This is a genomic window from Tardiphaga sp. 813_E8_N1_3 (assembly GCF_051811025.1).
Classification (GTDB): Bacteria; Pseudomonadota; Alphaproteobacteria; order Rhizobiales; family Xanthobacteraceae; genus Tardiphaga.
The window spans coordinates 898714-912908 of sequence record NZ_JBPWQE010000001.1; the positions used below are offsets into that span (position 1 = coordinate 898714).

General features: G+C 61.2%; 12 protein-coding genes and 1 tRNA gene. 11 read left to right on the forward strand and 2 right to left on the reverse strand.

The window, feature by feature from the left end:
* The first annotated feature begins 33 nt into the window (after positions 1–33).
* Both AB8A33_RS04235 and AB8A33_RS04240 read left to right on the forward strand, forming a co-directional pair.
* Positions 34–819 (forward strand): SDR family oxidoreductase, encoded by a 786-nt coding sequence (locus tag AB8A33_RS04235; protein WP_439091561.1) that lies wholly within the window; start codon positions 34–36, stop codon positions 817–819.
* Positions 820–830: 11 nt separating this feature from the next.
* A complete protein-coding gene (locus AB8A33_RS04240; protein ID WP_439091562.1) occupies positions 831–1748 on the forward strand; it encodes a dihydrodipicolinate synthase family protein in 918 nt (305 codons plus the stop codon).
* A 120-nt stretch (positions 1749–1868) separates the two neighbouring features.
* On the opposite strand, the gene AB8A33_RS04245 is transcribed toward AB8A33_RS04240, so the two are convergent.
* Positions 1869–2480: a TetR/AcrR family transcriptional regulator gene (locus AB8A33_RS04245; RefSeq protein ID WP_439091563.1), complete on the reverse strand. Its 612-nt coding sequence runs from the start codon at positions 2478–2480 to the stop codon at positions 1869–1871.
* Between the two features lie 156 nt (positions 2481–2636).
* Between AB8A33_RS04245 and AB8A33_RS04250 the strand changes: the two genes are divergently transcribed.
* The 9 genes from AB8A33_RS04250 (at position 2637) to AB8A33_RS04290 (ending at position 13580) form a co-directional block, all read left to right on the forward strand.
* On the forward strand, positions 2637–3923 hold the full coding sequence (locus tag AB8A33_RS04250) for an ArgE/DapE family deacylase (protein WP_439091564.1): 1287 nt from the start codon (positions 2637–2639) through the stop codon (positions 3921–3923).
* Between the two features lie 31 nt (positions 3924–3954).
* Positions 3955–4281, forward strand: a complete 327-nt coding sequence (locus AB8A33_RS04255; RefSeq protein WP_439091565.1) for a hypothetical protein — start codon at positions 3955–3957, stop codon at positions 4279–4281.
* Positions 4282–4293: 12 nt separating this feature from the next.
* A complete protein-coding gene (locus AB8A33_RS04260; protein ID WP_439091566.1) occupies positions 4294–5967 on the forward strand; it encodes an ABC transporter substrate-binding protein in 1674 nt (557 codons plus the stop codon).
* A gap of 20 nt (positions 5968–5987) precedes the next feature.
* Entirely contained in the window at positions 5988–6956 is a 969-nt protein-coding gene (locus AB8A33_RS04265; protein ID WP_439095854.1) for an ABC transporter permease, read from the forward strand.
* Complete coding sequence (locus AB8A33_RS04270) at positions 6953–7783, forward strand: ABC transporter permease (RefSeq protein ID WP_439091567.1); 831 nt, start codon at positions 6953–6955, stop codon at positions 7781–7783. Before AB8A33_RS04265 ends, AB8A33_RS04270 begins: the two co-directional genes overlap by 4 nt.
* Positions 7780–9384: an ABC transporter ATP-binding protein gene (locus tag AB8A33_RS04275; protein WP_439091568.1), complete on the forward strand. Its 1605-nt coding sequence runs from the start codon at positions 7780–7782 to the stop codon at positions 9382–9384. The genes AB8A33_RS04270 and AB8A33_RS04275 overlap by 4 nt, the downstream gene beginning before the upstream one ends.
* Positions 9381–10427, forward strand: coding sequence for a histone deacetylase family protein (locus tag AB8A33_RS04280; protein WP_439091569.1), 1047 nt, complete (start codon positions 9381–9383; stop codon positions 10425–10427). Before AB8A33_RS04275 ends, AB8A33_RS04280 begins: the two co-directional genes overlap by 4 nt.
* 92 nt (positions 10428–10519) lie before the next feature.
* On the forward strand, positions 10520–11911 hold the full coding sequence (locus tag AB8A33_RS04285) for an aspartate aminotransferase family protein (RefSeq protein ID WP_439091570.1): 1392 nt from the start codon (positions 10520–10522) through the stop codon (positions 11909–11911).
* A 76-nt stretch (positions 11912–11987) separates the two neighbouring features.
* A complete protein-coding gene (locus AB8A33_RS04290; protein WP_439091571.1) occupies positions 11988–13580 on the forward strand; it encodes a gamma-glutamyltransferase family protein in 1593 nt (530 codons plus the stop codon).
* Between the two features lie 394 nt (positions 13581–13974).
* On the opposite strand, the gene AB8A33_RS04295 is transcribed toward AB8A33_RS04290, so the two are convergent.
* A tRNA-Gln gene (locus AB8A33_RS04295) sits at positions 13975–14049 on the reverse strand.
* Positions 14050–14195: the final 146 nt, after the last annotated feature.

The window sequence follows — 14195 nt, forward strand, 5'->3', positions numbered from 1 at the left end:
ATATCGCTTCCGCATCTCGACAAAGGACAGGACATGGATCTCGGACTTCAAGGCAAGGTCGCGCTGGTGCTTGGCGCCGGCGGCGGCCTTGGAAGCGCTATCGCGAAGACGCTGGCGAGTGAGGGCGCGGGTGTCGCGCTCGCCGACATCGACGCGCCCGCGCTTGATCGTGTCGTCGCGGAGATCAAGCAAGGTGGAGGCGACGCGATGGCCGCCGCTTTCGATTTGGCCGATCGTGCCGCGATGGATGCGCGCGTCAGTGCCATCGAGGCGGTGTTCGGCCCGATCGACATTCTCATCAACAATACCGGTGGTCCGCCGCCGACGCCTGCTGCCGGGCAGGACCCGGCACTGTGGAGCAAGAGTTTCGAACAGATGGTGCTGTCGGTTATCACGCTGACCGACCGCGTATTGCCCGGCATGCGCGCCCGCAAATGGGGGCGTATCGTGACATCGACATCGTCTGGCGTGGTGTCGCCGATTCCTAATCTCGGCATTTCGAATGCACTGCGACTGTCGCTCGTGGGCTGGTCCAAGACGCTGGCCCGCGAAGTCGGACGTGACGGCGTCACAGCCAATATCGTGTTACCGGGCCGTGTTGCGACAAGTCGCATCCGTTTCCTGGACGAGCAGAAGGCGAAACGCGAAAGCCGCTCGGTCGAAGACGTGTCTGCGGAGAGCACCGCCAGTATTCCGGCCGGCCGTTATGGCGAGCCACAAGAATATGCCGATGTGGTCGCCTTTCTCGCCAGCACCCGCGCATCCTACGTCAATGGCTCGGTCATCCGCGTCGATGGCGGTCTCATCGCAAGCATCTGAAGGATCAAATCATGGCTCTCGACGCAACCGCCTCTGGCGTATTCCCCATCGCGCCCACGCCGTTTCATCCGGATGGTCGTCTTGATGAGACCTCGCTCGGCACGTTGATCGACGGATACCTCAAGGCAGGCTCAACCGGCGTTACGGTGCTCGGCATCATGGGTGAGGCGCCAAAGCTCGAGCCCGAGGAATCGATCGCGATCGCCAAGCATTTCGTGAAGGGCTTCGGCAAACTGCCGGTGATCGTCGGCGTTTCGGCGCCTGGCTTCGCAGCGATGCGCGCGCTGTCTCGGACCGTGATGGAGAATGGCGCGGCGGGTGTCATGATTGCTCCCGTGCCGAGCCTGCGTACCGACGATCAAATCACCGGCTACTACCGTCAGGCGATCGAAGCGATCGGATCCGACATTCCGTTCGTGATCCAGGACTATCCTTTGACACTGTCGGTGCAGATGACGCCGAAAGTCATCCGCCAGATCGTGCAGGAGAATCCTTCCTGCGTCATGCTCAAGCATGAAGACTGGCCCGGTCTTGAAAAGATATCGACGCTGCGTGCGTTCCAGGCCGAAGGGTCGTTGCGGCCGATCTCGATTCTGACCGGCAATGGCGGACTATTCCTCGACTTTGAAATGGAGCGCGGTGCAGACGGCGCGATGACCGGCTACGCCTTTCCGGACATGTTGGTCGAGCTGGTCAAGCTGCAGAAGGCCGGCAAACGCGACGAGGCGCATGATCTGTTCGATGCGCACTTGCCGCTCTTGCGATACGAACAGCAGCAGGGCGTGGGCCTCGCCGTACGTAAATACGTAATGATGAAGCGCGGCTTCCTGGCGTCGGACGCACAGCGCAAACCCGGCTCCGCCCTCTCGGCGAAGGCGCGCGAGGAAGTCGACTACATGCTGCATCGGCTGGAGCATGCGGTAATGTAAGCGTTCACGAACGCATGTTGGATTCTGGTGTTAGAGCGCGTCACAGAGTGACGCGCCTTTTTTGGCGAAAAACGGACATGAAGCAATCGGAGACCGAGTGCCCCTCTGGTCGAACATGAACTAGGCCTCTCGCAAAAGCTTCTGGGCGAGTTGTTTGGAGCCATGGATAAGCGCTTCGATAGCTCGAACAGATCTGCTGCGATTGGGCTTCACAAGCTCCTGCAGAATGAGACCGTCGATGCCCGCGAGAATGAAGCGAGCCAGAACGGTATAGCTCTGTAAGGAGAGTTCGGGTTTACCCGATTTGCTGGCTAGCTGGTCCCGGTACAGTCGCAGATACGCTTCGTACTGCTGGTCGGCCAACCACTGCGCTCCTTCCCTGAGCGCGTAGAGCGTTAATTCATATTGAACGATTTGCCGCGTCTGCGACTGCATGATCGATCGCCAAGTGCCGCGGATGAGTATCTCGATGCGTTCGTCCAGGTTGGGCTCGGTTTCTCCTCGGTCCTCGCGCAGTCGTTCGGCGATCTCGTCGATCAGTGCTTCGAGAACGGCGACAAGAAGGGCGCTCTTGCTCTCGAAATGATAGTGCAGCGTCGCGAGCTGGACATTCGCCTCCGCCGCGATCTTTCTGGTCGTCGTGCCGATAACGCCAGTCTTCTCCAGAGCTAGCAACGCTCCCTGGATGATCTGCGCTCGGGTGACTTCGCTCTTCGTCTTCACGGTCTTCATAGGCAGGGTGTTTCGGCGATGCGCCGGGTTATGTCAAATCGCCGCAGCGCCGGCCGTCCCCCAGAAGCCCAAAATGTCAGCAAGGCTGCCTAAAATTGGTCGCTTGACTAGATTTGGTCATTTGACCAGATTGTGAAGCAACGAACAGGAGGATAGATGTCGCTCGCTGACCAGGACAGCAGGAAGATCGCTGATGTCGTCGATCGGGATTTCGAAGACCAGGTCGAACGGACCAAGCGTTTCGTTTCGATCCCGAGCACCCGCGGTGCCGAATGGCCCGCCCAGGATTTCATGGCGGGCGAACTTCGTGCGCGGGGCTACGTCGTTGATGACTGGCAGATCGATCTGACGGAACTCGCGGGCCTCCCGGATCTCGGCGTCATCAGCCACGATTTCTCGCATGCGCGAACGGTGGTCGGCACGCTCAAGCCGGACGTGGAGACGGGCCGCTCCATCATTCTACAAGGACATTGCGACGTCGTGCCGGCCGGCCCGGCGAGGATGTGGCAATCGCCGGCCTATCAGCCTGTGATCAAGGATGGCTGGCTACACGGCCGCGGCGCCGCCGACATGAAGGGCGGGACACTGGCCGCGCTCTATGCCGTCGAGGCGATCCGGAAAGCCGGCTTCCGGCTGCAGGGGCGCGTCCACTTCCAGTCGGTGATCGAAGAGGAAAGCACGGGCGTCGGCGCCCTTTCGGCACTACAGCGCGGTTATCGCGCGGACTGCGCACTGCTTCCGGAGCCTACGGGACAACGTTTCGGTGATGTCTGCCTTGGCGTCATCTGGTTTCGTCTGCGTGTCGCCGGCGAGCCGACGCATGTCTCGCATGCCGGCGAAGGCTTCAATGCCATCAAGGCTGCCATGGAAATGGTGCGCGCGCTCGAAAGGCTTGAGGATAGCTGGAACGAGCGGGCGGCTGGCCATCCCATCTATGGCGAGGTCGAGCATCCCCTGAACTTTAATCCCGGCATTATTCACGGCGGCGACTGGGCATCGAGCGTGCCGTCCTGGTGCGAGGTGGACTGTCGCATCGGACTACTCCCGGACTGGAGCGTCGAGGCTTGTCAGGAAGACATCGTCGCCTGCGTCATGGCGGCTGCGGCCAAGATGCCCTTCCTCGCCAACAATCCGCCCGAGATCGAGTGGTCGGGCTACCTTTCGCACGGTTATGTGATGCGAGACGATCCCGCTATTCGGCATGTTCTCGAAGATGCGCACCGGGCGGTGACGGACAAGCCGTTGACGCGCCGGCTGGCGACTTCCCTGAATGACGCTCGCTTCTACGATCGTCACTTCGGCATTCCCGCATTCTGCTACGGCCCCGTCGGCGAGCGCATCCACGGCTTTAACGAGCGCCTGAATCTGGAGTCGCTGCGGGAGACGACCAAGACGATCGCGAATTTTGTCGCGCAATGGTGCGGCATCGAACCCGCGTGCTGACTTTGAAAATCGAGGTAACGGAAAACTTCCGATGACGGTCAAGGTAGACGGCGATCGCTTATGGTCGGACATCATGACGATGGCAGCCATCGGGGCCACTGCCAATGGTGGTTCGTATCGTACGTCGCTGTCCGATGCCGATCGCGACGGTCGCAACCTGTTCGTCCATTGGGCGAAGGAGGCGGGTCTAGCTGTTACTGTCGATAAGATTGGCAACATCTTTGCCCGCCGCGAAGGGCAGGACAGCACGTTCTCGCGAATATGGTGCTCGAACGCGCACGCCGACCCGGTGATTGATGTTGGCCGACCATTCTTGAGCGAACCGATACGTCTGGAATTGAGAACTAAACCAATTTGAGGAGGCAGGGAAATGAGTGACTTTACATCGTGGTGGAGCGAGGAAACGAAGTCTCAGGAACTGAATGGCGATATTCCATCGCCAGCATCTGGGCCTTCGCGCCGCGCGCTGCTGAAGGCGGGCGTTGCGGCTGCTGCCGTTGCTCCGTTTCTGATGCGCGTCGATGATGCGATCGCGCAGGGCATCGCGCCGAAGCGCGGCGGCACGCTGACCAGCCTGCTGACGCCAGAGCCACCGGTGCTGATGGTCGGCGTTAATGCCCAGGGGCCGACGCTGACGGTGGTGAGCAAGATCTTCCAGCCGCTGTTCACGTACTCGCCGACGCTCGACTTCGTGCCGGTGCTGGCGAAGAGCTGGACGATTTCCGACGACAAGAAGGTCTACACATTCCGTCTGCAGGAGAACGTCAAGTTCCATGACGGTCAGCCGATGACGGCCGACGACGTTATCTTCTCCGCGATGAAGTTCTGGATGACGCTGTCGCTGCGGGCGCGCATTGTGTTCGCGCGCATCCAGAAGGCCGAGGCCCCCGATCCATACACCGTCGTGATCACTCTGAAAGAATCGTACGCGCCGTTCATGTACGGGTTTGGCGCCACCGGTTTCACCATCGTGCCGAAGCACCTCTACGACGTCGCTGATCTGCGCAATAATCCGAACAATGCGAAGCCGGTCGGTACGGGTCCGTTCAAGCTCGTCGAATGGCAGCGTGGCAGCTTCATCCGGTTGCGTCGCAACGAGGATTACTGGAAGCCGAACCAGCCTTATCTCGACGAAATCGTCTACCGGATCGTGCCGGACAGCCAGAGTCGCGCTGTCGCGTTGCAATCGGGGCAGGTACAGCTTGCCGGTGGCAACGATATCGAGCCGTTCGATCTGCCGCGTTTCCAGGCCCAGCCGAATCTGTCGGTAACCCTGAAGGGCTGGGAATATTACGGGCCGCTCGCCTGGATCGACATCAACAAGCGCGTCAAGCCGCTCGATGATGTGCGTGTGCGCCGCGCCATGAGCATGGCAATGGATCGCAACTTCATCCTGCAGAAGCTGTGGTTCAACAGTGGCAAGGTTGCGACCGGTCCGATGTGCGAGACGACCAAGTTCTACGACGCTTCGGTCAAGCTGCCGCCGTTCGATATTGCGGCCGCGAATAAGCTGCTCGACGAGGCCGGTCACAAGGCGGACGGATCGGGGGTGCGTTTCACGATCCGCCACATGCCGCTGCCCTATGGCGAGGTCTGGACGCGCCTGTCGGAATATTTCCGTGCATCGATGCAGAAGATCGGCATCAACGTGACCATGGATACGACTGATGCAGGCGGGCACACGGCCCGCATGGCGAAGTGGGATTATGAGACGTCGATCAACTACATCTATCAGGTCGGCGATGCGAATATTGGTCTGGAGCAGTATTTCACCTCGGAAAACATCAGGAATGTCGCGTTCAACAATGTCGGCGGCTACAGCAATCCGCGTGTCGATGAGCTGATGGTCAAGGCACGTTATGCCACGGACCCCGGCGAGCGCCAGAAGTTGCTGTCGGAGTTCCAGCGTATTGCGGTGGACGACATGCCATATATCTTTCTGATCCAGATGAGCTTCCCGACCTACACCACGAAGCGGCTCAACAACGTGATCACGACGGCGATGGGCATTTCCGGCGACTTCGACGATGTCTTCCTCGCATGACGGAGAGCCGTCTCCATGCGATGCCCCGCCTGATCGGATGGCGAGTGCTCAAGATGGCGGCGATGGTCCTGGCCATCGTCGTCGTCAACTTCCTGTTGATCCATGCCGCGCCTGGCGACCCGGCGAGCGCCATCGCTGGGCAGTCGGGGCAGGCGGATGCCGAATTCATGCGGCAACTGCGTGAGCAGTTCGGCCTCGACAAGCCGCTGCCAGTGCAGCTCTGGATTTACATCGAGCGCGTACTGACGCTCGACCTCGGCGTCTCTCATCGCCTGCAGCGGCCGGTACTGACCATCATATTCGAGCGGCTGCCGGCGACGCTGCTGTTGACCGGCACGGCGTTCCTGATCGCGCTGTCGAGCGGCATCGCACTTGGTGTTCGCGCGGCCCGCAAGCCGGGCGGCATCGCCGACACGGTCATCATGGGCATATCGCTGTTCTTCTATGCCACGCCACTTTTTCTGGTCGGCATCGTGCTGGTGCTGGTGTTCGGTGTCTGGCTGAACTGGCTGCCGACCTTCGGGATGGAGACCGTCGATGTCCCGCTGCACGGCCTGGCGCGGGTGCTCGACATCGCGCAGCACGCCGTGTTGCCCGTGGTGACCCTCGCGGTGTTCTATTCGGCGGTCTATGTCCGCCTGACGCGCGCAACGATGTTGGAAGTGTCGAGCTATCCCTTCGTCAAGACCGCACGCGCCAAGGGAGCCACCGAGCACCGCGTCACCTGGATTCATGTGCTGCGCAATGCGCTGCTGCCGGTCATCACACTGGCGGGTATTCAGGCCGGGCATCTGATCGGCGGCTCGGTCCTGGTCGAGACGGTGTTTGCGTGGCCGGGAATCGGCAGTCTCGCGTTCGAAGCGCTGATCGCGCGCGACTATGACCTTCTGCTCGGCATCTTCCTTTGCACGTCGGTGGTGGTGCTGGTCTTCAATCTGCTCACCGATCTGTTGTATCTCGTCTTCGATCCGCGAGTTCAGGCGCTATGAAATCATTCGTCAGGCGCTTCCCCCGGATGGCGATCGGAAGCGCGATCATTCTGGCCGTGATCGCGATGGCGGCAACGGCGCCCATCTTTTTCCCGTTCTCACCATGGGAGATGCGCGGCTCGCCGTTCGAACCACCGGGCAGTCCCGATTTCCTGCTTGGCTCCGACGCGCTCGGCCGTGACATCGCCGCCGGGATCGCCCATGGCGCCTGGGTGTCGCTGATGATCGGCGGCATCTCGACCATGGCGTCGCTCGGCATCGGCGTCAGCCTCGGCGCGCTGGCCGGCTATGTCGGCGGGCGCGTCGATGATGCGGTGATGCGCTTTGCGGAATTCTTCCAGACCATTCCCAGCTTTCTGCTGGCGATCCTTCTGGTCGCGATCTTCCGCCCCAGCATCTTCTCGATCATCGCGGCAATCGCGCTGGTGTCCTGGCCGCCGGTCGCCCGTGTCGTGCGCGCCGAGTTTCTGTCGCTGCGCAAACGGGAGTTCGTGCAGGCGGCGGAAGTGCTCGGCGTCTCGCATATGCGCGTCGTCTGGCAGACGCTGCTTCCCAACGCGCTGCCGCCGGTCATTGTGCTCGGCAGCCTCATGGTCGCCAATGCCGTTCTCACGGAATCGGCATTGTCCTTCCTGGGGCTCGGCGACGCCAACTGGATGTCGTGGGGCTTCCTCGTTGGCTCCGGTCGCAGCGTGATCCGGATTGGTTGGTGGATCAGCGTGCTGCCCGGCGTTGCCATCTTCATCACGGTGCTCGGGCTCAATCTGCTCGGCGAAGGACTTCAGACATGGCTCAATCCGCGTCTGTCGAAGCGGGATATGCCATGACGAAGAAGCTTCTCGGCATCGACGATCTGTCGATCGGTCTTCCCGTCTATGCAGACCGGCCGCTTGCGGTCTCCAAGGTGAGCTTCTCGCTCAACGAGGGAGAAATCCTGTGCGTGGTCGGCGAAAGCGGCTCTGGAAAGTCCATGATTGCCAATGCGATCATGGGACTGTTGCCCCGGGAATTGCCGGTTCTCGGCGGCGGGATTGATCTGCAGGGCATCGATCTGCTGACCCAGAGCCCGGCGCAGTTGCGCGGTCTGCGTGGCTCGCGGATGGGCATGGTGTTCCAGGAGCCGATGGCGGCGCTCAACCCGTTGATGCGGGTCGGCGACCAGATCGCCGAAGTGTTCCATGTCCATGGTCTCCCCGGCAAGCCGCAGCAGATCATTGATCTGTTACGCGCGGTCAATCTGCCGGACCCCGAAGCATTGATCCACGTCTATCCGCACATGCTGTCGGGCGGCCAGCGTCAGCGGGTGGTGATTGCCATGGCTATCGCACTGGAGCCCGCGCTGCTGATCGCCGACGAGCCGACGACGGCGCTCGACGTCACGACGCAGGCACAGATCCTCAAGCTGATCCGTGAGATCCAGCAACGGCGCAATTCCGGCGTTCTGTTCATCACGCATGACTTCGGCGTGGTCCGCGAGATTGCCGACCGCGTCATCGTGATGAAAGACGGCGAACTGGTCGAGCAGGGGACGGTCAGCGATGTGCTCGAAAGGCCGTCGCACGACTATACCAAAAAGCTGCTCGCCGCCGTCCCCAGGCCGAGCACCGACGCACCGCGCCCGCGGTCCGACCGGACCATCCTCAAAGCCTCGCATCTGCGCAAGACGTTCTGGCGCGGCAGAACGGAGGTAGCCGCGCTCGACGACATCAATCTCGATCTGCGCAAGGGCGAAACCATCGGCCTGGTCGGCGAGAGCGGCTCGGGCAAATCGACCTTCGCCCGCACCATCGTCAATTTGATCGCGCCGGACAGCGGCGAGATCAGGTTCGAGGGTACCGATCTGCGCAACCTGTCGCGCAAGCAGTGGAAGCCGTTTCGCAAGCGCATCCAGTTTCTGTTTCAGGATCCGTTCGAGTCGCTCGACCCCCGCCGTTCGGTCGGCGACATCATCGCCGCAGGTCCGATGGCGCATGGCGCGAACGCCGCCGAGGCGCGCGCGATCGCCAAAGAAAAGCTGCGACTTGTCAGCCTCGATCCGTCCGCGCTCGATCGCTGGCCGCATGAGTTCAGCGGCGGCCAGCGACAGCGCATCGGCATCGCGCGTGCTTTGGCGATGGATGCCGAACTGCTGATCGCCGACGAGCCGGTCTCGGCGCTCGACGTCTCCGTGCAGGCGCAGATTCTCGATCTGCTCGAAGGGCTGCGAGATAAACTTGGCCTGTCCATGCTGTTCATCACCCACGACATGCGGGTCGCTGCGCAAATTTGTGATCGCATCGCCGTCATGAAACTGGGGCAGATCGTCGAGGAGGCACCCGCAAGGGAACTACTGTCGAACCCGCAGCATCCTTACACCAAGACACTGATCGCTTCCGTGCCTGGACTGTCCGGCGAAAGCGCCAATCATCGCACCGTGGAGGCCCTATGAAGATCATCTCATCTCCTGTTCAGACGCGGCACGACCCGCAGCAGATCATGCTGCGCGGCAGGATGATCAAGCCTTTCGAGCAGCCAGAACGGCTGCGGATTCTCGCACAGAGTCTGGCGGAAGAAGGACACGAGGCCGTCGAACCAGGGCTGCATGCTCTCGACCCCGTCCGCCGTGTTCACGATCCGCTCTATGTCGATTTCCTCAGCCAGGCCTATGCGGAATGGCAGAAGCTTCCGGATGCAAGCATCGAGGTGCTGCCGAATACGCATCACTATCGGAGCGCATCGCAAGCGGGACAACCGCCGGGGCGGGTGCCGCAGAACATCACCGGAAAGGCTGGATGGTATGTCAGCGACCTCAACTGTGCGATTGGCCAAGGGACGTGGGAGGCAATCGAAGCTTCCGTGCGCAGTGCTATTCACGCGTCTCAGCTCGTTATTGGCGGCGAACGAAGCGCGTTTGCTGCCTGTCGTCCACCCGGGCATCATGCCTATCGCGATCAGGCCGCGGGTTTCTGCTTTATCAACAACGCTGCGGTGGTAGCCGACATGCTGGCTTCCACTTTTAGCCGTGTCGCCGTCATCGACTTCGACACCCATCACGGGGATGGCACGCAGTCGATCTTCTATGGGCGGGACGACGTGTTCGTGGGGTCGGTCCATACCGATCCTGTCAACTATTATCCGTTCTTCATCGGTTATGCGGACGAACGCGGTTTGGGCCGCGGGGAGGGGTACAACATGAACCTTCCGCTCCATCCCGGCGCCGGCGATACCGAATTCATTGCGGCCTGCACGTCTCTGGGCGAGGCCGCAATGAAGGCGGGCTGTCAGGCACTCGTCCTGTCTGCCGGTTGGGATGCCCATCGGGATGATCCGTTGTCGCTCCTTCGGGTGTCCGACGATGCCTATCAGCGGATCGGTGAAATCTTCGGCGCAATGCGGTTGCCTACCGTCATCGTGCAGGAAGGCGGCTATTCGCTCGACGTGATCGCGAAAGCACCGAAGCGGTTCCTCGCGGGCTTCTCCGCGCGGCACTGAGTGGCACAGTTTCTGAGAAATATGGAGTTTCGACAGGCCATTGGCATCGAGGATGCCGTCGAGCAGGTCGATCAATCGAGGAGAGCCGAGCAATGACCATTCGTCCGAATTCGATCGAGGCACGCGACGTCGCGCGCGTCCTGCATCCCTATACGAACGCTGTCGTCCACGAAAAGGTGGGGCCGATGATGATCGAGGGCGGTGACGGCATCTATGTCATCGACAACGAAGGCAATCGATACATCGAAGGGCTGGGTGGGTTGTTCTGCGCCTCGCTGGGATTCAGCGAGCAGCGTCTCGTCGATGCCGCGCATCGCCAGATGCAGAAATTGCCCTTCTATCATAGCTTCGGCGGCAAGTCGCACGACACCGCCGTTGAGCTCGCCGAGCGCCTTGTCGATCTCGCGCCGGTGCCGATGAGCAAGGTGTTCTTCGCCAATTCAGGATCGGAGGCCAACGATACCGCGATGAAGATGGTCTGGTACTATCACAACGCGATCGGCAAGCCGAACAAGAAGAAGATCATCTCTCGCATGCGCGCTTATCACGGCGTCACTATCGCTTCGGCAAGCCTCACCGGCCTCGTGAACAATCACCGCGATTTCGATCTACCGATCGATCGCGTGCTGCACACCGATTGCCCGTTACATTACCGCTATGCCAATCCGGGCGAAGACGAGGAAGCCTTTGCGACCCGCTGCGCGGATGCGCTGGAGCAACTCGTTCTGAAGGAAGGGCCGGATACTGTCGGCGCATTCTTCGCCGAGCCGCTGATGGCCTCCGGCGGATGCATCGTACCGCCGCCGACCTATTACGAGAAGATCCAGGCGATCCTGCGCAAATACGACATCCTCCTGGTTGCCGACGAGGTCATCTGTGGATTCGCCCGGACCGGCAATATGTTCGGGAGCGAGACGTTTGGCATGCAGCCCGACATCATCACCATGGCGAAGCAGCTTTCCGCGGCCTATCAGCCGATCGCCGCAGTGATGATCAACGAGAAGGTCTATCAGGCGGTCCGCGAGGGCAGCGGCAAGATCGGCACCTTCGGCCACGGCTTCACCTATGGCGGTCACCCGGTGGCCACAGCGGTCGCGCTCGAGACGCTCAAAATCTATGAAGAGCGCGACATCGTGAACTATGTGCGCTCCATCATGGGCGAATTTCAGTCCGGCTTGCATGCCTTCGATGATCACCCGCTGGTCGGCAATGCCCGCGGCGTCGGCCTCATCGGTGCGCTCGAAGTGGTCAGCAACAAGGCAACGAAGGAAGTCTTCGATCCCGCATGGGGCGTCGCCGCCCATGTCGGCGAACGTGCCCTGAAGCACGGCCTGATCACGCGCGCGCTGGGCGACACGGTGAATTTTTGCCCGCCGATGATCATCACCAAGGCGGAGATCGCAGATATGTATGCGCGCACCCGGCTGGCGCTCGACGAAACCTATGCCTGGCTTCAGGCAGGCCGTCCCGCTGCAGCAGGCTGATGTCTGTCACCGAATGCCGGCTTCCGAGCAGGCATTCGCGTAGCTCACGATACTCCCAACAATTACGGATCTGACAATGCGCAATTTTGAAACGCCGGGCCGTTCCCTGGCCTATGGCCGCGGTGGCATGGCGGCGACGTCGCACCCGGCATCGACGCTGACGGCTGTCGAGATCATGAAGGCCGGCGGCAATGCGATGGACGCGGCGATCGCCGCCTGCGCGGTGCAATCGGTTGTCGAGGCCGGGTCCACCGGCATCGGAGGCGACTGCTTCGCGCTGTTCGCGCGCGCGGGAAGTTCGAAGCCGCTTGCCTACAACGGCTCGGGCCGTGCGCCCGCTGCGGCTGAGGCCGCCTGGTATCTCGGCCAAGGCCTCCGCAGCATCGATCGGCAGTCGCCCCATGCGGTGACGATCTCCGGTGCGGTGGACGCCTGGGCAACGCTCGCCAGGGATCACGGAAGGCTGCCGCTCAGCGAGATCCTTGCTCCTGCGGCTGAGATGGCGCGTCGCGGCTATGTGCTGACGCCGCGCGTCGCATTCGACCTCGCCAATCAGGTGGCTCTGCTCGATGCAGATACAGGCTGCCGACAAACTTTCCTGGTTTCAGGCAAGGCTCCCGAAGCGGGTGCCATCCAGAAGCAGGAGAAGTTCGCCGACACGCTTGAACTGATCGGCCGCGAGGGCGCGCGCGCCTTCTACGAAGGCGAGATCGGCGCGGCGCTCGCCGGCTTCCTTGCCGACAAAGGCGGCCTTCATACCCGCGCCGACTTTGCGTCCGCCAAGGGCGAATACACCGATCCCATCTCCGTCGATTATCGCGGCCGCACGGTCTATGAATGCGGCCCGAACGGGCAGGGCATCATCGCGCTGATGATCATGAAAATCCTCTCCCGATTTAAACGGGCGGACTCTCCGTGCGACATCGACAATCTGTATATTGAAGTCGAGGCGACGCGTCTCGCCTATGCGGCGCGTGACCAGTTGCTCGGCGATCCCGCGATGGCGACGATACTCGTGGACTACATGCTGTCGGACGAACTCGCGGCGTCGCTCGCCGACAAGATTGACCTCAACAAGGCGGTCGCCGAGATGCCGGTGCTGTCCGGTGCCGAGCACAGCGACACCGTCTATATCAGCACCGTCGACAAGGATCGCAATGCAGTCAGCTTTATCAACTCCCTGTTCCATCCCTATGGATCGGGCCTGATGGAGCCGGCGAGCGGCGTTCTATTCCACAATCGCGCGCAGAGCTTCGTTATCGCGCCCGGACATCCCAACTGCATCGCGCCGCGCAAGCGGCCGCTACACACCATCATTCCCGGCATGGTTTACGAAGGTGACCGGCCGTCGATGGTATTCGGCGTCATGGGCGGGCACTATCAGGCCATGGGCCATGCCTATTTCCTGACGCGGCTGTTCGATCACAGCCTCGATCTACAGGCCGCCATGGACGAGCCCCGGCTGTTTCCGCTTCCGGGGAGCAATGCGGTCGAAGTGGAGGAGAGCCTCCGTCCTGTCGTGACCGAGGCATTTGCCGCGCGCGGGCTTGCGGTCCAGCCGCCGCGCTGGCCGATCGGCGGCGCGCAAGCCATTGCGATCGATTGGCCCGGTGGCGTGCTTATTGGCGCGTCGGACCATCGAAAGGATGGATGCGCACTCGGTTATTAATATAGGCCCCCGACCATGCATGGCCCGAGCCAATGTCTGCTTCTGGCGCAAAGCGGACATGAGCTTCCTATGCGGTCGCCTAGCTAGCACCTTCTCATCACATTCATTCAATTCGAGAACTCTTCGCCGTCTTTGGGGGCGCAACAATCAGCTACGACGTTGTCGAACATTGGGGGCGTCGATTGGTCGAGCGTAAACTGTGAAATGCTCGCAGCCGGAGTCGCGTATTGGACGTCCTCTGTTAACCTTGGGCCCAACGTCGGCGCATCACGTTAAGGCGCTCAGTTGTGCAAAACGAAAATGCACGTGGCGTCCATTATTCCGGAAAGTCAGGGGACAATCTTCTGAAACGTAATGTTTCTAAATTTTAAGTATTTGATTTTATTGTTGTATTTGGCTGGGGCGGGAGGGATCGAACCTCCGAATGGGGGAATCAAAATCCCCTGCCTTACCGCTTGGCTACGCCCCAACGGCCGAGGCGACAACAGGCGGGCGGACCCGCGGATCGCTTTGGCTCCGTCGGTCTATAGAGAGAGCTCCGCAATTTCAACCACCTGACAGCGGTGTTCCCCGCTTCCGGATGCAACGGACTTTTGTGCCATTGGGCGGCTTTTG

What these genes read in the sequence shown, in the direction of transcription:
- AB8A33_RS04250 (WP_439091564.1), top strand. Translation starts at nt 2,637, where the DNA reads ATGTCGCTCGCTGACCAGGACAGCAGGAAGATCGCTGATGTCGTCGAT.
- AB8A33_RS04275 (WP_439091568.1), top strand. Translation starts at nt 7,780, where the DNA reads ATGACGAAGAAGCTTCTCGGCATCGACGATCTGTCGATCGGTCTTCCC.
- AB8A33_RS04260 (WP_439091566.1), top strand. Translation starts at nt 4,294, where the DNA reads ATGAGTGACTTTACATCGTGGTGGAGCGAGGAAACGAAGTCTCAGGAA.
- AB8A33_RS04280 (WP_439091569.1), top strand. Translation starts at nt 9,381, where the DNA reads ATGAAGATCATCTCATCTCCTGTTCAGACGCGGCACGACCCGCAGCAG.
- AB8A33_RS04290 (WP_439091571.1), top strand. Translation starts at nt 11,988, where the DNA reads ATGCGCAATTTTGAAACGCCGGGCCGTTCCCTGGCCTATGGCCGCGGT.
- AB8A33_RS04240 (WP_439091562.1), top strand. Translation starts at nt 831, where the DNA reads ATGGCTCTCGACGCAACCGCCTCTGGCGTATTCCCCATCGCGCCCACG.
- AB8A33_RS04270 (WP_439091567.1), top strand. Translation starts at nt 6,953, where the DNA reads ATGAAATCATTCGTCAGGCGCTTCCCCCGGATGGCGATCGGAAGCGCG.
- AB8A33_RS04265 (WP_439095854.1), top strand. Translation starts at nt 5,988, where the DNA reads ATGCCCCGCCTGATCGGATGGCGAGTGCTCAAGATGGCGGCGATGGTC.
- AB8A33_RS04245 (WP_439091563.1), bottom strand. Translation starts at nt 2,480, where the DNA reads ATGAAGACCGTGAAGACGAAGAGCGAAGTCACCCGAGCGCAGATCATC.
- AB8A33_RS04235 (WP_439091561.1), top strand. Translation starts at nt 34, where the DNA reads ATGGATCTCGGACTTCAAGGCAAGGTCGCGCTGGTGCTTGGCGCCGGC.
- AB8A33_RS04285 (WP_439091570.1), top strand. Translation starts at nt 10,520, where the DNA reads ATGACCATTCGTCCGAATTCGATCGAGGCACGCGACGTCGCGCGCGTC.
- AB8A33_RS04255 (WP_439091565.1), top strand. Translation starts at nt 3,955, where the DNA reads ATGACGGTCAAGGTAGACGGCGATCGCTTATGGTCGGACATCATGACG.